This is a genomic window from Pantoea sp. C8B4, from assembly GCF_051336905.1.
Taxonomy (GTDB): Bacteria; Pseudomonadota; Gammaproteobacteria; order Enterobacterales; family Enterobacteriaceae; genus Pantoea; species Pantoea rwandensis_B.
The window spans coordinates 192,336-211,129 of the sequence record NZ_JBGMNK010000009.1 but is presented as its reverse complement, the minus strand read 5'-3'; the positions used below and the strand labels follow the sequence as shown (position 1 = coordinate 211,129).

Below are 18,794 nucleotides of genomic sequence, written 5' to 3'. Positions count from 1 at the left end.
CTCAGACCCCATGCCGAACTCAGAAGTGAAACGCCGTAGCGCCGATGGTAGTGTGGGGTCTCCCCATGCGAGAGTAGGGAACTGCCAGGCATCAATTTAAGACTCATTTATGAGTCGTGACCTTTCAAGTGACGCTGAAAGGGCGAAACACCCGAATTCAGAACGATTTTCTGATTTTGGTACAGAATCGGTGGAGCGGTAGTTCAGTTGGTTAGAATACCTGCCTGTCACGCAGGGGGTCGCGGGTTCGAGCCCCGTCCGTTCCGCCACTTAATTGATAAGCCCTGACTTGATAAGTCAGGGCTTTTTCATGTCTGAAACTCGAGCTCAATTGTTGATTTAAACGCAATATTCTTCTGCTTATAAGCGGATTTTTCAGCAATAATAATGCTGCCACAATGCTCCCCATCGAAATCATTCACAAAACGATGAGGAAAACATGACAATCCCTGCCTTTGGTTTAGGTACCTTCCGCCTGCAAGACGATGTTGTAATTCATTCCGTAAAAACCGCACTGGAACTGGGTTATCGTGCCATCGACACCGCGCAAATCTATGAAAATGAGGCTGCTGTTGGCCAGGCCATCGCTGAAAGTGGCATAGCGCGTGATCAACTGTTTATTACCACCAAGATTTGGATCGAAAACCTCTCAGCTGAAAAACTGATACCGAGTTTGCAGCAGAGCCTCTCAAAACTACGTTCTGACTATGTCGATCTTACTTTGATTCACTGGCCATCTCCCGGTGCTGCGGTCTCAGTGAAGGAGAGCATGCAGGCATTAATGGCCGCTAAAGAGATGGGGCTGACACGACAAATTGGAATCTCAAACTTCCCAATTGCGCTAATGAAAGAGGCGATTGAAGCGGTGGGTATCGAAAATATCGCAACCAACCAAATTGAGCTGCATCCTTTCCTACAGAACCGAGAAGTCGTCGAGTTTGCAAAACAGCAGGGGATGCATATCACGTCTTATATGACGCTGGCTTACGGTGAAGCATTGAAGGATGGCACGATTCAGGCTATTGCACAAAAGCATCAGGCAACGCCTGCACAAGTTGTTCTGACTTGGGCGATGCAATCAGGCTATGCCGTTATTCCTTCATCAACCAAGCGTGAAAACCTGGCCAGTAACATGGAGGCTGCTCGCGTTGAGCTTGATGCGGAAGATATGGCGCAAATCGCGGCCCTGGATCGCCAACAGAGACTGGTGAGTCCTGAAGGTCTTGCACCAGGCTGGGATTAAGTCAGATTTTTATCAGCCCTGCATTCGCCAGGGCTGATGATTAACCCATTCACTGAGAAAGTCGATAAAGGCGCGTACGCGCTGACTCACTCCTAGGTCGCTGTAATAAACCGCATTAAAAGGCATTTCAACGGGCACGCGCTGTTCTGCCAATATCTCAATGAAGGTTCCATCTGCAATTTCGCTATCGACCATGTAATCGGACAGGCAAGCGATGCCCTGATCATCAAGGCACAGTTGTTTGATAGTTTCACCACTATTCGAGGACATTCCCGGCTCAATGTCATAGAGATCGCGGCCATTATCTGAAATTGGCCAGCGGTTTAAACGCAATGGTTCAACAAAACCAAGGCATTCATGGTGAGCAAGATCGGTTGTGGAAGTAGGAACGCCATATTTCGCTAAATATGCCGGGGTCGCTACCAGTTTGCGATAACTAATAAACAATAAGCGCGCCCGTAAAGTTGAGTCTGTCAGATTACCTGCGCGAATGGCCACGTCGACCTTACGTTCAATCAGATTGATAAAACTCTCAGATGAAATCAGCGACAGGCTAACGTCAGGATAGCGCTCACGAAAGGGTTTAATCATGGGAAGAATCAAATGCAGGATAACCGGTGTAGCGGCATCGATGCGCAGGGCCCCTTTTGGTGCTTGCTGACGCTCCGTCAACTCATTCTCGGCAGTAGACATCTCCTGCATCAGTTTTTGCACGCGTCGGAAGTAGTGCTCACCTTCGTGTGTCAGTGCGAGTTGGCGCGTTGTGCGCGTCAGCAATGCCACACCCAATTTATTCTCAAGCTTTTTTACTGTGCGGCTAACGGCTGAATTGGCCATCTGTAATTGCTCGGCGGCTCGGCTAAAACTGCCGCTTTCGACCACGGCAATAAAGACTTTTAACTCATCTGATGACGCTTTCATTATGCTCTCCACAGCAAAAGTCTATTGTTACTTTGCACCTTTTTGTCATTAAAGCATGAGTCGATAATCACGCCCATCAAAACATTCCTGGGAGTTAATCATGCCACTTGCACTCTGGGCGCTGACCATCAGCGCCTTCGCTATCGGAACCACCGAATTTGTTATCGTGGGTCTGATCCCTACAATTGCAGAACAGCTCAGCATCACACTGCCTTCAGCAGGAATGCTGGTTTCTATCTATGCGCTGGGTGTCGCGATCGGCGCACCTGTACTCACCGCGTTAACTGGAAAGCTGCCGCGTAAGCAGTTGCTCATGGGTCTCATGGTGCTCTTCACAGCAGGTAATCTGGTGGCATGGTTGGCTCCCAACTATGAGACGCTGGTGATTGCGCGTTTGTTAACGGGGCTGGCACATGGCGTCTTCTTTTCTGTTGGGTCGACAATTGCTACGAGCCTGGTCAGCAAAGAAAAAGCGGCGAGTGCCATCGCCATTATGTTCGGTGGTTTAACCGTAGCACTGGTCACGGGCGTACCTCTGGGCACCTTGATTGGTCAGCACTTTGGCTGGCGTGAAAGTTTCCTTGCGGTTTCGCTGTTGGGTGTCATTGCATTGGTCAGCAGTATGATTCTGGTGCCGCGTAATATTGCACAACCCCCTGTTACCACGCTGGCACAACAAGCTCGTGTGATGGTCAATCCACGCCTGCTGCTCATTTATACCATCACGGCGCTGGGCTATGGTGGCGTATTCACGGCATTCACTTTTCTGGCGCCGATGATGCAGTCGCTGGCTGGGTTCTCACCTTCCGCAGTGAGTGTCATTTTGCTGGGATACGGTATTTCCGTGGCTATCGGTAATATTTGGGGCGGCAAACTGGCCGACCGTCATGGCGCAGTGTCTGCATTAACGCTGATATTTGCTGCATTGGCCGTATTGTTGCTGCTGTTTCAGTTTACCGCCAGTTCGCACTATATGGCGTTGGTGACAGTGTTGGTGATGGGAATCTTTGCGTTTGCTAACGTGCCGGGGTTACAGGTTTATGTGGTGCAAAAAGCAGAATCCTACGCGCCTGGTGCAGTGGACGTGGCTTCAGGTCTGAATATTGCGGCGTTTAACATTGGTATCGCGCTGGGCTCATTAGTAGGAGGGCATATCGTTGAGCACTACGGGTTGGCTCAAACGCCTTGGGTCGGTGCAATAATCGTGTTTTTCGCGCTATTACTGGTACGTTTGAGCGGTCAACTTGACAAGTCGCGTGCAGAATTAGCGACGGAGTAGAGCCACTAAAAATCGCCAGATGAAGTGAACCCCGAAAGTGGGATATCCAGCAAGTAGGGGAATTAGCTTCACTTTGCTGTGAAGCTAATTCCGACAATCAACAACGCCAATTGAAACCCTGCCCTAAAATCCCTATAACTGTCAGGTGAAGTTGTAGTCGTAAATCAGCCAGGCGGGAAAGTGCGAAAGAAAACTTATGCAATGCGTTATACAGCGGGTCAGCCTGCAGAGCGGATATTCCCGCCTGGGGCGATGTTGCATCTGGGGCAGGCGCTGCCGCCTGGTGCACCGTTACCTGCGGATCCTGCCTTGCGGGTTTTAGTGTGGAATATCTTCAAGCAGCAGCGGGCAGACTGGATGTCCGTGCTGCAAGGTTTCGGCAAAGATGCTCACCTGGTTTTACTCCAGGAAGCACAAACCACCCCTGAACTGGTCAAATTCGCCACCAGTAACTATCTGGCGGCCGATCAGGTACCTGCCTTCGTCTTACCTCAGCACCCTTCGGGCGTGATGACACTGGCTTCTGCGCATCCTGTGTATTGCTGTCCATTGCGTGAACGCGAACCTTTGTTACGCCTGGCTAAGTCGGCGCTGGTGACGGCCTATCCACTGCCGACCGGCGAGATGCTGATGGTGGTCAACATCCACGCGGTGAATTTCAGCCTTGGCGTGGATGTCTACAGCAAGCAACTCGGGCCGATTGGCGAACAGATTCAACACCACCGCGGACCGGTGATCATGGCCGGCGATTTCAACGCCTGGAGCCGCCAGCGCATGAACGCGCTTTATCGCTTTGCTGAAGAGATGACATTGCAGGAAGTGAATTTCACGGATGACCATCGCCGTAAAGCGTTTGGTCGTCCTTTAGATTTTGTCTTCTACCGGGATATGAAAGTCAGCGAGGCTTCTGTGCTGGTCACGCGCGCTTCAGATCACAATCCACTGCTGGTTGAGTTCAATTCAACGTATCCCATCGGGCGTTAACATACGCATACTGTCTGACAACTGACTAAAGAATGAGCTGAAGGGTGTCGGCTAGAAGGGTTGTGGACGGCAGAAAATGAAAAAGGCTGACAAAAGTCAGCCTTTTCGACGCATTAGGTATCAGGTGTTGCGCTATTCTTCACAAACAGCGTGAGCTTATCGCCCGGCTGAATGTCTTTAGCGTCACTGTTCCAGCGCATAACATCCTGGGTGTTCACACCATGACGTTTTGCAATACTGGCAAAAGAATCACCCTTACGTACACGGTAGGTGATGCTGTTGCCGTTATCAGCCAACTGCGTTGCTTTGCCGCCAACAGTCAACTTCTGACCGATGCGAACTGAAGCGCTGCGCAGGTTGTTCTGCTGTTTCAGTGCACTGACGCTAACGCCAAGCTTGTTAGCAATTGCCGACAAGGTGTCGCCTTTGCGTACCGTATAGTTGTTTCCTGCTGCACTGACTTTCGCCATTTCAACAGGCTGCACGGATGCAATGTCACCGGATGCCAGTGAATTGCGCAGCTTAGCAACGTTGGACTTAGGCACCATAATATAGTGCGGTCCGTTTGGCGCAGTGGTGCCATTTTTATAACCGGCGTTGAAGCTCTTCAACTTGTTGAGCGACATACCGGCCATATCTGCGGCCTGCGTCAGTTCAATTTGCTGCCCCACTTCAACACGTGCTAAAGCACGGCTTTCGTTTGGAGTCGGCAACTTGATACCGTACTGCTTGTTGTTCTTGAGGATTTCACTCAAGGCCAACATCTTAGGTACATAGACCGTAGTTTCGCGTGGTAACGATAAGTGCCAGAAATCAGTCGGCTTGCCGCGCGCTTTATTCTGTTTTATCGCTTTCAACACTCGTCCTTCACCGCTGTTATAGGCGGCCACTGTTAACAACCAGTCACCGTCAAACATACCGTTCAGACGCTGCATCATATCCAGCGCAACTTTGGTCGAGGCCACCACATCGCGGCGTCCGTCATACCATTGGTTTTGTTTCAAACCATAGTTTTTGCCCGTTTGTGCAACAATCTGCCAGATGCCAGCGGCATTCGCAGAAGATGTTGCATGTGGGTCAAAAGCGCTCTCCACTATGGGTAGCAGTACCAGTTCCATCGGCATTTTACGTTTCTGTATCTGCTCGACAATCCAGTACATGTACGGCTCTGCCCGTAATGTTACATCGTGGAGATAGCTCTTATTTTTTAAAAACTTTGTTTTTTGTTCGCGGATCCGGGGGTTTTCCGGAATCCCCATCTTCAACTCGTCACTAATGTGATTCCAGAGATCGGTATCTTCTGCGAGGCTTGTTCCATCATCCTGCCAGCGCTGCGATAATAATTGATCTCCGTACTTTCCATTTTCACCTTGACCAGCTGAAGACAGGCTCTGTGCATGCTGTACGGGGATATTGGCGTCATTCCTTGATGCCTGACATCCTACCAGCAAGACCGAGGCGAGTAAGATCGCTTTAGCCTTCATGTGTGTGTCAATAGTTCGCTTAAAAGACGAGCAACTATACGTTAGGGGTACACACAACACAACCTTAAATATCAAAAACGGTCTTTCTTCCCGCGTAGATCAGCGAAAGTTTGCCATAACGGAGAGGAAGTAACATTAGTCCCTAAAGCCTTTTGTAAATCAGCATCTTGCGTTCGGAGAAATAAATTTATTTCCCGCTCTATTGCCAATTTTGTTGGCAAAGTGATGCGGTTTTCTGCGCGTAAGTCCTTAATTTGCTGATACCTTGCCAAAATTTTGGGGTCATGAGGCAGAATAGCCGCAGCAAACTTCATATTGGATAAAGTGTACTCATGAGCGCAACAAATCAGGGTGTCTGCAGGAAGTTTATTAAGCTTTTGAAATGACTCATACATTTGTTCTGCTGTGCCTTCAAATAATCTTCCGCAACCGCCAGAAAACATCGTGTCACCACAGAAAAGATAAGGTGAACTGAAATATGAGATATGTCCTAAAGTGTGTCCGGGTGTTGCGATGACACGGAAATTTAGCCCAAGCAGGGTAAATTCATCATTCTCGGCGACGATATGTTTTGCCCCCTTAACCGCCGTTTCCTCTGGTCCGTAAACCGCCATATCGGGATAGTGTTGCAGTAACTCGGCGACACCGTCGACGTGGTCGTGATGATGATGCGTGAGCAAAATGGCCACCGGTTGCCACTTGTTGACTCTGATTTTATCCAGCACCGGTTGAGCCTCGCCGGGATCGACAATCAGGCAGTTTTTATCATCGTCCGTCAGTGTCCAGATGTAGTTATCCTGCAACGCGGGAATACTGGTAAGATTCATAAACACCTCTCAGGTCGTAGAAAAAGGATGATGGTAGAGCATGAAGCCAGCGAAAACACGCCAAATTCTGACTGCGCCGCGCTCCTGGCGCGATATGCCATGGGGCGATTATTTTCGCGATGCACTCACGCAGCAGTTGCAGCCTTACCTTGGAAAGCTGTATGGCTTTCATATGCTTAAACTTGGCAGCCTAAGCGCAGAAATCAATACCAGTCAGTGTGCCATATCGCATCAGGTGAATGTGGGCATTGAGGGCGATGACTTGCAGGTGATCGCCAATACCACGCAATTACCTTTTGAAGCGAAATCGATTGATGCCTGCCTGATGGCGCATACCCTGGCGTGGAGTCAGGATCCCCATCGCGTGCTACGAGAAGTGGATCGCGTCCTGATTGACGATGGTTGGATGATTATCAGCGGGTTCAACCCGTTCAGCCTGCTCGGTATCAGCAAAGGTATCCCGGGTTTGCACGCGCGCGCGCCATGGAGCGGACGCATGTTCAGCCAGGTACGCTTGCTCGACTGGCTCAGCCTGCTCAACTATGAAGTGGTTTATCGCACCCGTTTTCAAGTGGTGCCGTGGCATCGGCAGGGCGGCAAAGTGATCAGTGCGCACCTGCCCGCGCTGGGATGTCTGAACATTGTGGTGGCACGCAAACGAACATTCCCATTAACGCCCACCAAAGCGAAGAAGAGCTTAAACAAAGCGCAGGTCAGGCAAACGGTAAATGCCACGCGCCAGTTTCGTGAAGTAAAGGATCAGGACTCGACCTGATAGCCAACATCATCCTGGGTGGGATGACCGGCCGCGCTGCGCGCCAGTTCGTCGCAGCGTTCATTTTCCGGGTGACCGGCGTGGCCTTTTACCCATTCCCACTTGATTTCATGGTGGCTGAGCGCAAGATCGAGTCGCTTCCAGAGATCGACATTTTTCACCGGCTTTTTATCGGCCGTTTTCCAGCCGCGCTTTTTCCAGTTATGAATCCAGCTGGTGATGCCCTGACGCACATATTGACTGTCGGTGCTGAGCACCACTTCGCAGGGCTGCGTTAACGCTTCTAACGCCACAATCGCCGCCATCATTTCCATGCGGTTGTTGGTGGTGAGTCGATAACCGGCGCTGAACTCTTTTTCATGCGGGCCATAACGTAAAATGGCGCCGTAACCGCCGGGGCCGGGATTGCCCAGGCAGGATCCATCGGTGAATATCTCTACCTGTTTGCGCATCTCTGGTAGACTTCCTTCTGACAAAAAGCCAAGTCTGACATAAAACGAGCCCTATGAGCACTGCAAATAACCGCCAGATCGTCCTCGATACCGAAACCACCGGCATGAATATGATCGGTGTGCACTATGAAGGACATCGCATCATTGAAATCGGTGCGGTTGAGGTCATTAACCGTCGCCTGACCGGCAACAACTTCCATATGTATCTCAAGCCCGATCGGCTGGTGGATCCGGAAGCCTTTGGTGTACACGGTATTGCCGATGAGTTTCTTGCCGATAAGCCCATGTTTGCAGACATCGCCGATGAATTCCTGGAATACATCCGTGGTGCGGAGTTGGTGATCCACAACGCATCGTTCGATATCGGCTTTATGGACTATGAGTTTGGCATGCTGAAGCGCGACATCGGCAAAACCGACACCTTCTGTCAGGTGACGGATAGCCTGGCGATGGCGCGTAAAATGTATCCAGGCAAGCGCAACAGCCTTGATGCGCTCTGTAATCGCTACGAAATCGACAACAGCAAACGAACGCTGCACGGCGCATTGCTCGATGCCGAAATCCTGGCGGAAGTGTTCCTGATGATGACGGGCGGCCAAACTTCGCTGGCCTTTTCCGCGGATGTCGATCAGAACAGCCAAAATACCGGCGATAACATCCAGCGCATTGTGCGTCCGAGTTCAGGATTACGCGTGGTCAACGCCAGCGATGATGAGATCATCGCACATGAAAGTCGTCTGGATTTGGTGCTGAAGAAGGGCGGAAGCTGCCTGTGGCGTGCCTGAATGGGTTGAATTTGCGTGGAAAAGCAACGTTAAGTCGAAAAAATCGGCAAACGATTCATTCCCTCAGAAAAAGCATTGACGGTTCATAAGGCTGCCATTAATATTCGCCTCGTTCTCGACGGGGAACAAAGCGCGGAGCGGTAGTTCAGTTGGTTAGAATACCTGCCTGTCACGCAGGGGGTCGCGGGTTCGAGCCCCGTCCGTTCCGCCAATCATTAAAGAAGCCGATGCAGAAATGCATCGGCTTTTTGCTTTTTCAGGCTGGCATCGGCGCCAACCTGATCATCAGATCAATCCTTCTGCACCGCCACTTCCTGACGGTAAGTACCCACAGAGACTTCACGATCGGCGCGTGCCAGCCAGCGATAGCAACCCGCACCTAATGCCACACCAATAAACCAGCTGAAGTTTGCCACAGCATGCAGTGACGGAATAAAGCTAATCACCAGGCAAATACCTACCGACGGCAGCAGTGCAGCAATCGCTTTCGGGTTAAAGCCACCGCGATACCAGTAGCGTCCCTTTGGCGTGTCATCAAACAGGTCGTCCACGTAAACCTTGCTGCGCTTAATCAGATAGAAATCGGCCACCAAAATGCCAAACAGTGGGCCGATAAAGGAGCCCAGCACATCCAGCGTGTAATGAATCAACTCCGGTGACTGGAACAGATTCCATGGCGTCAGCAGTACAGAACCCACTGCGGCAATCATTCCGCCGGTACGGAAGCTGATTTTCTGCGGTGAGCAGTTTGAGAAGTCGAACGCCGGGGATACAAAGTTCGCCACGATGTTGATGCCGATAGTGGCGATAATCATGGTGAGTAAACCAATCGCGACGGCGACATCATTGCCAACCATGCTCACGGTCTCAATCGGATCGGTAATCATGCGGCCGAACAGCGACTGCGTACCCGACACGATCACCACGGTGACAATCGAGAACAGCAGGAAGTTAAACGGCAGGCCCCAGCGGTTACCCCGGCGGATTTCCCCCATGCTTTTGCCGTAGCGAGAGAAGTCACCAAAGTTGAGCAGTGGACCGGAGAAATAGGAGACCACTAATGCGGTGGCGGTGATCATCTGCCATGTTTGCTCACCAGTGCTCAACTGCTTGCTGGCCAGCGTAAAGGAGATACCATCAAAGCCGGTTTTGTATACAATCCAGCCCGCTAGCGCCACCATCACCACGTAGACAGCCGGACCCGCCACATCGATAAAGCGTTTAATCGCGCTCATGCCGTGCCAGAACACCATGGCCTGCAGGAACCACATCACACCGAAACAGCACCAGCCCAGTTGAGATAATCCCAGCCAGCTGCTTTGCGTCATGCCACTCAGTGAAGGGAAGAACTTCAGCAGCACCAGCATTAGTGCGTTGGCGGCTAAGTAGGTTTGAATGCCATACCAGGCGAAGGCGATCAGGCCGCGAATCACCGCGGGGATATTGGCACCAAACACGCCGAATGCCTGCCGTGAAATCACCGCGTAAGGTACGCCTGCCATCTGACTCGGTTTGGCGACGAGATTGGCACACAGCTGCACGATGCAGATACCCACTAAAAGACAAAGCAGTACCTGCCAGCTCGCCAGTCCCAGGGTAAAGAAGCTGGCGGCGACCACATAGCCGCCCATGCTGTGCACATCCGACATCCAGAAAGAGAAAATGTTATACCACGACCAATTCTGGTCGCGCGTTGGCGCCAGATCCTCGTTACACAGGCGTGGACTGTAGTGGGCGTTGGCTCCAGAGGCCACCCCGGAGGTCACTTCAGAATGATTTGGCATGAAACCTGCTCCTCTCACAACATGGGAAAATTAATCACAACGTGAAACGGTATTGCAGGATCCAGGCCAGAAATGATTTCTTGTATACAAAAAATTAATTTCACGTATACGATGTGCTGTGCACAGTCACTGACCGGAGCAGGTAATGAAGAGCGAAACAGGCCAGAAAACGGCGGCCGATCTGAATGATCGCGACGAACCCATCTATCAGGCGTTACTCACCGCCATTGTGGAACATCAGCTGCCACCGGGTAGTAAATTGCCAGAAGAGGCACTATCAGAAGTGTTTGGTGTGAGCCGAACCGGCATTCGCAAGGTGCTGCAGCGCCTCGCCGCGGTGCAAATGATCACCCTGTCGCCCAGGCGTGGTGCACAAGTGGCCACGCCGGGCGTTGATGAGGCGCGCGATATCTTTGCCACACGCAGCTTACTCGAGTGCGCCAATTTGCCCGCAGTGCTGGCTCACGTGCAGCCACCGCACCTTGCTGCCCTGAGCACACTCATTGAGGAAGAGCAGCAGGCACACGAACAGCACGATGGCGCAGCGGCAATTAGGCTCTCTGCGGCTTTTCATATTCAGCTACAGGCGATTTCCGGTAATCAGGTGCTGACGGATATGGTGACGCGCCTGACACAGCGCTCATCATTAGTGATTGCCGCCTATGGTGCGCCCTGGCAGCGCGGGTGTCGTTGCGATCATCATGATCGGCTGGTGGATCTACTGCGACAGAAAGATCTTCCCGAGCTCACCGCAGCCTTACAGCATCATTTCGAACATATCGTGGCGAGCCTGCATTTTGAGCGCAGCGGCGAAACGTTACCCGATTTCACCCGGTTATTTTCCGGTCACAATGGAACTGCATCATGAGCCTGATTCAGGTGATCAACCCCAATACCAGCCAGGCGATGACAGAAACCATCGGTGCAGCCGCGCGAGCGGTAGCGGCACCAGGTACTGAAATCCTGGCCGTGTGCCCGAGCGAGGGAGTGCCTTCGATTGAAGGGCATTTCGATGAAGCCATTGCGGCAATCGGCGTACTGGAACAAGTTAAGCGCGGCAAAGCACAGGGCGTGAGTGGCCACATTATTGCCTGCTTCGGCGATCCGGGGTTGCTGGCCGCGCGTGAACTGGCCAGCGGTCCGGTGATCGGTATTGCGGAAGCCGCGATGCACACGGCAACGCTGGTGGCGACACGCTTTTCAATCGTCACCACGCTACCGCGCACCCTGGTGATTGCCCGCCATCTGCTGCAGCAATATGGCTTTACCCATCATTGTGCGGCGTTGCACGCTATCGATCTCCCGGTGCTGGCGCTGGAAGATGGCAGCGGTGTGGCACAGGAAAAAGTGCGCCAGCGTTGCATCCAGGCGAAGCGAGAAGATGGCAGCGGCGCGATAGTACTGGGCTGTGGCGGTATGGCCTCACTGGCGCAAGAGCTGACGAAAGAGTTGGGCCTGCCGGTAATAGATGGTGTCAGCGCTGCAGTAAAAATGGTGGAATCGCTGGTGGCGCTCGGCTTTGGTACCAGCAAACACGGGGATTTAGATTACCCGATTGAAAAAGCGCTCAGCGGGGCATTTCAGCACCTAAACTAAGGGCTGGTTGGGGACTGACTAAGGAATTTACAGAATGAGTGATGTATCTGAAAAGAAAGAGTACAGCTTCAACAAAAACTACCCGCGTGACCTGATTGGCTATGCTAACCATCCGCCGCACGCACAGTGGCCGGGCAACGCGAAAGTGGCGGTGCAGTTTGTCCTCAACTATGAAGAGGGGGCAGAAAACAACGTGCTGCACGGCGATGCAGGTTCTGAACAATTCCTGTCCGATATCATTGGCGCCGCCAGCTACGCCGACCGCCATATGTCGATGGATTCTCTCTATGAATACGGTTCGCGTGCAGGCTTTTGGCGCATTCACAACGAGTTCCAGAAGCGCGGATTGCCATTAACGGTTTTCGGCGTGGCGATGGCGCTGGCGCGTCATCCGGAGATTGTGGACGCAATCAAAACCGCGGATTACGACGTAGTCAGTCATGGCTGGCGCTGGATCCATTATCAGTCGATGGATGCCAAAACCGAACGTCAGCACATGCAGCAGGCGGTGGATGTACTGCGCGATCTGTTTGGTAAAGCGCCCACCGGTTGGTATACCGGTCGCGACAGCCCCAACACCCGCCGCTTAGTGGTGGAGAACGGTGGCTTCAGTTATGACAGCGATTATTACGGCGACGATCTTCCGTTCTGGACGCAGGTGACGTGCCAGGATGGCACGGTGAAACCCCATCTGATCATTCCTTACACGCTGGAATGTAACGATATGCGCTTCGCCTCGCCGCAGGGTTTTAATACCGCCGAGCAGTTCTTTGTCTATCTGCGTGACACCTTTGATGTGTTGTATGAAGAGGGTGACACCGCGCCGAAGATGATGTCGATTGGCATGCACTGTCGACTGCTGGGCCGCCCGGGCAAATTCCGCGCCTTGCAGCGTTTCCTCGACCATATCCAGCAGCATGAGAATGTGTGGATTTGTACGCGCCAGCAAATCGCTGAACACTGGATGGAGACGCACCCGGCTCCTGCTGTTTAGCGACCTGCAATACTCCGCGCCGACACATTGGGCCGGTAAGACATGAACTGTCGTACCGGCCCTGACCACGCCAGTTAAGTCATACTGACGAGCATCGGTTTATCACGCTAGCTCATTAAACTCACCTGCGCCGCGACAATCCGCCAGCCGTAAGGCATGCGCACCCATGTTTGTTGCTGGCGACCAACCTTCTCCACGCCTTCACGCGTGAACTCAGTGCTGCACACCGCGTAGTCATCTCCAAAGGTGGTGATCACCGTATTACGTAGCGTGCGATCCAATCCCTTCGATGGACGGGCAGCGCGAAATGCACGGATCTCATCAATGCCATACAGATTTTCCCCTGCGCCCAAACGCACGGTGCGATCGTCGTGCCAGAACAACTCATCCAGCACATCAACATTGTTGCTAACCAGCGCTTCTTCATAGCGATAAAACGCTGCAGTCACCTCAGCCAGCACAGCAGGACGATCAATATGTTCAGGTGTCATGGTTACGCATCCATCAGGGTGGTTTGTGGCAGGGTCAACCCTTGCTGCTGCAGTGCCCAGGCGGCGCGCAGTGCAAGATGTTCTTTAAACGGTGCAGCGATTAACTGTAAGCCAATCGGTAATCCGCTGGCGGTTTGCAAAGGCACGGTACAGACCGGCAAGCCGAGGAAGGAAATCGGCTGCGTTAGCATGCCCATACTGGCGCGCGTCGGCAAATCCTGGCCGTTAATGTGAATCGTCTCTTGCCCAATGGTGGTGGCGGTGCAAGGGGTCGCCGGTGCAATCAGGACATCGAATTGTTCAAACAGGGGTAACACCTGCTGTTGGAAATGACGGCGGAAGCGCTGCGCCTGCACATACCACGCGGAAGGCAGCATCGCACCGGCCAGCAGACGCTCGCGAGAGTTTGGTTCGAATTGCTCGGGCATATTGCGCAAAGCGGGCAGATAGTGATTGCCGCCTTCTGAGGCGGTGAGGATAAAGGCTGCTGAGCGGGCAATTTCCGCGTTGGCTAACGTGACTTCTTCGCTGGCATCCAGCGCTTGTGCCACCATTTGCACGGCGGCGCGCGCTTCCTCGCTGCACCAGGTCGAAAAGAAACCGCCCAACACTGCGCTACGTATGCCTTCTGTGCCTTTTACTAATCCGTCACTGGCCGGGTCCTTCGCCTGCGCAGCCTGGAAAGCATCGCTGGCATCGTGACCTTGCAGCGCATCGTACACCAGACTCAAATCTTCCACCGAGCGAGCAAACGGACCGATATGATCGAGGCTGGCAACAAAAGGATGGCTGCCACTGCGCGATAAGCGACCAAAGGTCGGTTTGAGTCCATAGATACCGCACAACGAGGCTGGCACGCGGATCGAACCATTGGTATCGGTGCCCAGTGAGAAGTGCACCAGGCCTGACGCGACGGCCGCCGCCGAGCCACCCGAGGAACCACCGGCCACGCGGCTCAAATCCCGCGGATTATGGGTCGGGCCATAATGGGTGTTTTCGGTGGTAAAGCCGTAAGCATAGGCATCCATATTCAGCATGCCGGAGAGCAGTGCACCGGACTGACGCAGTTGACTCACCGCCCACGCATCTTCGCAGGCCGCTGCGCGTTCACTGAACAAGCTGGCACCCGCAAGGGTGCTGTGACCGGCAACATCAAACAGGTTTTTAACCGCATAAGGAATACCCGCCAGCACAGGCAATACTTGACCGCGCTGGCGTTGTAAATCGACCTGATCCGCCTCGCGCAACATACGCTGACCGGTGATTTCGGTCCACGCATTGAGCGCTGGATTGTGCTGTTCTATGGCGTTCAACGTCTGTTGCGCCACTTCACGGGCGCTAATATCACCTTGATTCAGCGCATGATTGAGCGCTTTGATGGATAACGATGCTAGTTTCATGGATGGAACACTCCTGCCACTTCCAGCCGGTCATCCAGCGGGAAAGCCATGAGCGGTTCAGCCATGGCGGCGATGCGATTGAACTGCACCAGCAATTCAGCGCGACGTGCTTCGTCCAGCTCCAGAGCCAGAATCTGTTCCATTTGAGCGATATAAGCCGCCCAGTCCGGTTGCGAATGCATGATGGTTTCCTTTAAAAGCCGGCTGCGCTGCCGTTGCTACGTGGATCGAAGGCACCTTCCAGCATGCCGTTATTGTGTCTGACGATGGCGCCAGCGTGGCCGACGACTTCGCTGAAATCAGGCAACAGCTCAACGTCATGGCCGAGTTCGCGCAACTGCTGCACCGTTTCTGCTGACATGCGCGCTTCGAGTTTGAGAGAGTCAGAGGATTGTCCCCAGGTTCGCCCCAGCAACCAGCGCGGTGCACTGACCGCCTGTTGCAGTGGCTGTCCCTGAATGACGTGGCGGGTAAAAATCGCCGCCTGCGTTTGTGGTTGGCCATCGCCCCCCATTGATCCGTAAACCATCGTGCGGCCATCTTTCAGGCGCGCAGCCGCTGGATTTAAGGTATGGAACGGTTGTTTACCGGGTTCCAGCGCCAGCAGATGGCCCGGTTGCAGGCTAAAGGCGGCACCACGGTTTTGCCAGGTAATGCCTGTGCCCGGCAGTACGACGCCGCTGCCAAATTCGTGATAGATACTTTGGATAAAGGAGACGGCTAAGCCGCTGCTGTCCATCACGCCCATCCACACGGTATCGCCGGGACCTCGTCCAGTTCCCCACGGTACGGCTTGCTGGTGGTTAATTTGCGCCGCCAGTGTGGCAAGGTGATCGGCATCGAGCAGTTCTTGCACATTGAAGTCGATGTGACGTGGATCGGTGATGTGTTTGTCGCGCAATGCAAAGGCTTTTTTGGTGGCCTCAACAATGCGGTGCACGGTTTGTGCCTCATCCGCCTCTGCCATGTTCAACCGGTCGGTGATGCCCAGAATTGCCAGCGATACCAAACCTTGCGTCGGTGGCGTCATATTCCAGATGTCGCCCTCGCTGTGTGCCAGATGTAACGGCGTGCAGCGGCGCGCGTGCTGTTTCTGAAGATCTTCCAGGGTGATCGGCATACCCAGCGCGGTCATCTCACGTGCCAGATGGTGGGCCAGCTCGCCACGATAGAAACTCTCCAGACCCTGTTCACTCAACACGCTAAGCGTATTGGCAAGCGCGGGCTGGGTAAAACGGCTCCCGGCGCCAGGTACGGTGCCGTCAGGCAAGAAGGTCGCAGCGAAGCCAGGCTGATCAAGCAATTCATGTTGCTTTGCGGCAGTGGCCGCAGCCTGCGATGCGGTAACAGGAATGCCATCGGCAGCATAGCGAATGGCGTCACGCAGTAAACGGGCTAACGGCAACGGCGCAGAACCTAGCTCTTCAGCCAGCGTTAACGCCTCCTGCCAGCCACTCACCGTGCCCGCTACGGTTAGCGCGGCTTTAGGACCGCGATGCGGAATGTGGCTTTCACCGTGATAGAAGTCGAGGTGGGCCAGCGAGCCTGCTGCGCCACTGGCATCGATAGCGATAGGATCGCCATTGGGCGGCACGACCAACCAAAAGCCATCGCCGCCCAAGCCGTTCATGTGCGGATAGACAACCGCGATAGTGGCCGCTGCCGCTACCATCGCTTCAATCGCGTTGCCGCCTTCGCGTAAAACCGCCAGTGCGCTTTCACTGGCGAGATGATGTGGGGTGACGGCCATGCCGAGCGGAGCCATGTTGCTCTGTATCATAGTGAACTCTTCATCATTGATTCTTTTGTAGGGAGGATTGGGTTAGTGGTCGCCGTAATGGAAGCCCCTACAAATCCGTGAGGTGATCTAAGCAAGAGCTGTTCCAGTTTTGGTCGGACATCAATGTGGATCGATTTGTGCTAGCTTGTGATGAAACGAAAGTTACAGGACCCATGATGAAACAGCTTGATGAACGCCTTCGCAGTCACTATCCGCAACTGTCGCCGCAGGAGCAGCGTATTGCTGATTTTGTGTTTGACCATTTTGATGACCTGATCAGCTACAACAGCGCAGAGCTGGCGCGGCTGAGCGGGGTATCGAAGGCGACAGTCAGCCGCCTGTTTAAACGTCTGGGCTATGAGAAATACAAGGACATGCGTGATGAGCTGCGTACGTTGCGTCAGAGCGGCATGCCCCTCACCGACAATCGCGATGCGGTGCAGGGCAATACCTTACTGTCGCGTCATTACAAGCAGGAGATGGCCAACCTGACGCAGTGGGTGAACAGCATCGACCCGCAGCAGTTTGGCGAAGTGATTCAGGCACTGGGTGCCGCAAAGCGGGTGTTTATTATCGGCATGCGTAACGCCTATCCGGTGGCATTGCACCTGCGTCAGCAGCTGATGCAGGCGCGTCCGCAGGTACATGTGCTACCGCAACCCGGCCAGACGCTGGGCGAGGAGCTGGTGGATATCACATCCGAAGATATCGTGGTGGTGATGGCCTTCCGTCGCCGTCCACGCATCATCCGCCCCCTGATGCAGCAGCTACAGCAGAGCAACATCCCGGTGCTGGCGCTGTGCGAGCCGCAGGCGCAGGGCATTATCACCCTGGCACACTGGCAGCTGTGCGCGCCGCTCGACAGCGTTTCGGCCTTTGATAGCTATGCCTCGGCGATGAGTCTGATCAACTTGCTGGCGAATGCACTGCTGCATGAAATGCTGTCGCAAGGTCGTCAGCGTATTCATCAAATTGCCGATCTTTATCAGCATCTGGATGAACTGGAACACCGATAGAGGGCACCACTTTGGTGCTTTGCACCTTTTTGGATCGGGTTTTTACGCGGGCTTAATGCCCGTTTTTATCGCCCCAAACTCCGTGTTTATTCGTTTTTCTTCCCTTTACTCCTCGCACCCTGCGGTTGGCACATTAGTTGCAAATCGTTTTATCAAGAATCTTTTGTTTCACGATAAACTCACCGGGGTGCATAATGAAAAAAGTTTTACTGGCAGTCGCAGGCGCAGCATTGCTGATGGCTCAGGTCGGCAGTGCGATGGCCGATCAGCTACAAGACATTCAGAAGCGTGGCGTCATCCGCATTGCGGTGCCGCAGGACTTCCCGCCGTTTGGTTCAGTTGGCACGGATTTGCAGCCGCAGGGCTATGACATCGACATGGCCAAGTACCTGGCAAAGGAGATGAAACTGAAGTTGCAGCTGGTCCCTGTTTCCAGCGCCAACCGCGTGCCGTATCTGCAAACCGATAAAGTGGATCTGGTGATCTCCAGCATGGGCAAAAACGCTGAGCGTGAAAAAGTGATCGATTTCACTCGCGCCTATGCACCGTTCTTCCTTGGCGTATTTGGTCCAAAAGGCGAGCCATTGAAAGATGCGGCCGCGTTAAGCGGTAAATCCATCGGCGTGACGCGCGGTGCAGTGGAAGACATGGTGTTGAGCGATGTGGCGCCAAAAGATGCGCAGGTGAAGCGTTATGAAGATAACAACACCACGCTGTCTGCTTACCTGTCAGGCCAGGTGCAATATGTCGCAACCGGTAACCTCGTGGTAGCGGCCATTGCGCGCCAGAACGCAGAAAAAGCACCGGTGCCGCAGTTCATGCTGAAAGATTCACCGTGCTTTATCGGTCTGAAGAAAGATGAACCAGCGCTGAAAGACAAAGTGAATGCGTTGATTGAGCAAGGCATCAAAGACGGTACGCTGAACAAGTTGTCAGAAGAGTGGCTGAAAGCCCCACTGCCAGCCAACCTCGGCGCATAACGC

General features: G+C 53.4%; 19 protein-coding genes, 2 tRNA genes and 1 rRNA gene. 13 read left to right on the top strand and 9 right to left on the bottom strand.

The features are described 5' to 3' along the window. From rrf to dkgB, 3 genes are all read left to right on the top strand, one after another. Positions 1-90, top strand: a 5S ribosomal RNA gene (gene rrf, locus ACCW76_RS13605); the annotation flags it as partial. Between the two features lie 102 nt (positions 91-192). Next, a tRNA-Asp gene (locus ACCW76_RS13600) sits at positions 193-269 on the top strand. A gap of 170 nt (positions 270-439) precedes the next feature. Then, the gene (gene dkgB, locus ACCW76_RS13595) at positions 440-1,243 is read left to right on the top strand and encodes a 2,5-didehydrogluconate reductase DkgB (protein ID WP_436338772.1); all 804 of its coding nucleotides are present in this window, start codon (positions 440-442) and stop codon (positions 1,241-1,243) included. 12 nt (positions 1,244-1,255) lie between these two features. Here dkgB and yafC read toward each other — a convergent pair whose 3' ends face one another. Continuing rightward, positions 1,256-2,164, bottom strand: coding sequence for a DNA-binding transcriptional regulator YafC (gene yafC / locus ACCW76_RS13590; RefSeq protein ID WP_436338771.1), 909 nt, complete (start codon positions 2,162-2,164; stop codon positions 1,256-1,258). A 100-nt stretch (positions 2,165-2,264) separates the two neighbouring features. On the opposite strand from yafC, the gene ACCW76_RS13585 reads away from it, so the two are divergent. Next, the gene (locus tag ACCW76_RS13585) at positions 2,265-3,443 is read left to right on the top strand and encodes an MFS transporter (RefSeq protein WP_436338770.1); all 1,179 of its coding nucleotides are present in this window, start codon (positions 2,265-2,267) and stop codon (positions 3,441-3,443) included. A gap of 180 nt (positions 3,444-3,623) precedes the next feature. Further along, on the top strand, positions 3,624-4,427 hold the full coding sequence (locus ACCW76_RS13580) for an endonuclease/exonuclease/phosphatase family protein (RefSeq protein ID WP_038648861.1): 804 nt from the start codon (positions 3,624-3,626) through the stop codon (positions 4,425-4,427). A 113-nt stretch (positions 4,428-4,540) separates the two neighbouring features. On the opposite strand, the gene mltD is transcribed toward ACCW76_RS13580, so the two are convergent. Together mltD and gloB are read right to left on the bottom strand one after the other, a co-directional pair. Beyond that, on the bottom strand, positions 4,541-5,911 hold the full coding sequence (gene mltD, locus ACCW76_RS13575; RefSeq protein ID WP_034825415.1) for a murein transglycosylase D: 1,371 nt from the start codon (positions 5,909-5,911) through the stop codon (positions 4,541-4,543). A gap of 71 nt (positions 5,912-5,982) precedes the next feature. Beyond that, positions 5,983-6,738 (bottom strand): hydroxyacylglutathione hydrolase, encoded by a 756-nt coding sequence (gene gloB, locus ACCW76_RS13570; protein WP_436338769.1) that lies wholly within the window; start codon positions 6,736-6,738, stop codon positions 5,983-5,985. Between the two features lie 40 nt (positions 6,739-6,778). Here gloB and ACCW76_RS13565 point away from each other — a divergent pair, with 40 nt between their 5' ends. After that, positions 6,779-7,513 carry a class I SAM-dependent methyltransferase gene (locus tag ACCW76_RS13565; protein WP_038648855.1) on the top strand — a complete coding sequence of 245 codons (735 nt, stop codon included), beginning with the start codon at positions 6,779-6,781 and terminating at the stop codon, positions 7,511-7,513. Here ACCW76_RS13565 and rnhA read toward each other — a convergent pair. Continuing rightward, entirely contained in the window at positions 7,498-7,965 is a 468-nt protein-coding gene (gene rnhA / locus ACCW76_RS13560; protein ID WP_034825410.1) for a ribonuclease HI, read from the bottom strand. The genes ACCW76_RS13565 and rnhA overlap by 16 nt on opposite strands. A gap of 53 nt (positions 7,966-8,018) precedes the next feature. On the opposite strand from rnhA, the gene dnaQ reads away from it, so the two are divergent. Next, positions 8,019-8,750 (top strand): DNA polymerase III subunit epsilon, encoded by a 732-nt coding sequence (dnaQ, locus tag ACCW76_RS13555; protein WP_038648850.1) that lies wholly within the window; start codon positions 8,019-8,021, stop codon positions 8,748-8,750. Positions 8,751-8,884: 134 nt separating this feature from the next. Then, a tRNA-Asp gene (locus ACCW76_RS13550) sits at positions 8,885-8,961 on the top strand. Positions 8,962-9,040: 79 nt separating this feature from the next. On the opposite strand, the gene ACCW76_RS13545 is transcribed toward ACCW76_RS13550, so the two are convergent. Next, positions 9,041-10,534, bottom strand: a complete 1,494-nt coding sequence (locus ACCW76_RS13545; protein WP_034825407.1) for an NCS1 family nucleobase:cation symporter-1 — start codon at positions 10,532-10,534, stop codon at positions 9,041-9,043. 145 nt (positions 10,535-10,679) lie between these two features. On the opposite strand from ACCW76_RS13545, the gene ACCW76_RS13540 reads away from it, so the two are divergent. From ACCW76_RS13540 to puuE, 3 genes are read left to right on the top strand one after another with little or no spacing between them, the layout of a single operon-like run. Continuing rightward, positions 10,680-11,402, top strand: coding sequence for a GntR family transcriptional regulator (locus tag ACCW76_RS13540; protein WP_436338768.1), 723 nt, complete (start codon positions 10,680-10,682; stop codon positions 11,400-11,402). After that, positions 11,399-12,130 (top strand): allantoin racemase, encoded by a 732-nt coding sequence (gene hpxA, locus ACCW76_RS13535; protein WP_436338767.1) that lies wholly within the window; start codon positions 11,399-11,401, stop codon positions 12,128-12,130. Before ACCW76_RS13540 ends, hpxA begins: the two co-directional genes overlap by 4 nt. A 34-nt stretch (positions 12,131-12,164) precedes the next feature. Continuing rightward, entirely contained in the window at positions 12,165-13,124 is a 960-nt protein-coding gene (puuE, locus tag ACCW76_RS13530; RefSeq protein WP_045813706.1) for an allantoinase PuuE, read from the top strand. Between the two features lie 107 nt (positions 13,125-13,231). On the opposite strand, the gene hpxZ is transcribed toward puuE, so the two are convergent. Genes hpxZ through ACCW76_RS13510 form a run of 4 tightly spaced genes read right to left on the bottom strand, consistent with a single transcriptional unit; the run spans position 13,232 to position 16,795 of the window. Continuing rightward, complete coding sequence (gene hpxZ, locus ACCW76_RS13525; RefSeq protein WP_436338766.1) at positions 13,232-13,615, bottom strand: oxalurate catabolism protein HpxZ; 384 nt, start codon at positions 13,613-13,615, stop codon at positions 13,232-13,234. Positions 13,616-13,617: 2 nt separating this feature from the next. Beyond that, positions 13,618-15,015: an AtzE family amidohydrolase gene (locus ACCW76_RS13520; RefSeq protein WP_436338765.1), complete on the bottom strand. Its 1,398-nt coding sequence runs from the start codon at positions 15,013-15,015 to the stop codon at positions 13,618-13,620. Continuing rightward, complete coding sequence (gene hpxX, locus ACCW76_RS13515) at positions 15,012-15,197, bottom strand: oxalurate catabolism protein HpxX (protein ID WP_034825399.1); 186 nt, start codon at positions 15,195-15,197, stop codon at positions 15,012-15,014. The genes ACCW76_RS13520 and hpxX overlap by 4 nt, the downstream gene beginning before the upstream one ends. A gap of 11 nt (positions 15,198-15,208) precedes the next feature. Then, positions 15,209-16,795 (bottom strand): gamma-glutamyltransferase family protein, encoded by a 1,587-nt coding sequence (locus ACCW76_RS13510; RefSeq protein WP_436338764.1) that lies wholly within the window; start codon positions 16,793-16,795, stop codon positions 15,209-15,211. A 176-nt stretch (positions 16,796-16,971) separates the two neighbouring features. On the opposite strand from ACCW76_RS13510, the gene hpxU reads away from it, so the two are divergent. Next, a complete protein-coding gene (gene hpxU, locus ACCW76_RS13505; RefSeq protein ID WP_045813710.1) occupies positions 16,972-17,811 on the top strand; it encodes a MurR/RpiR family transcriptional regulator HpxU in 840 nt (279 codons plus the stop codon). Between the two features lie 194 nt (positions 17,812-18,005). Beyond that, positions 18,006-18,791 carry a transporter substrate-binding domain-containing protein gene (locus ACCW76_RS13500; RefSeq protein ID WP_436338763.1) on the top strand — a complete coding sequence of 262 codons (786 nt, stop codon included), beginning with the start codon at positions 18,006-18,008 and terminating at the stop codon, positions 18,789-18,791. The last annotated feature ends 3 nt before the right edge of the window (positions 18,792-18,794 follow it).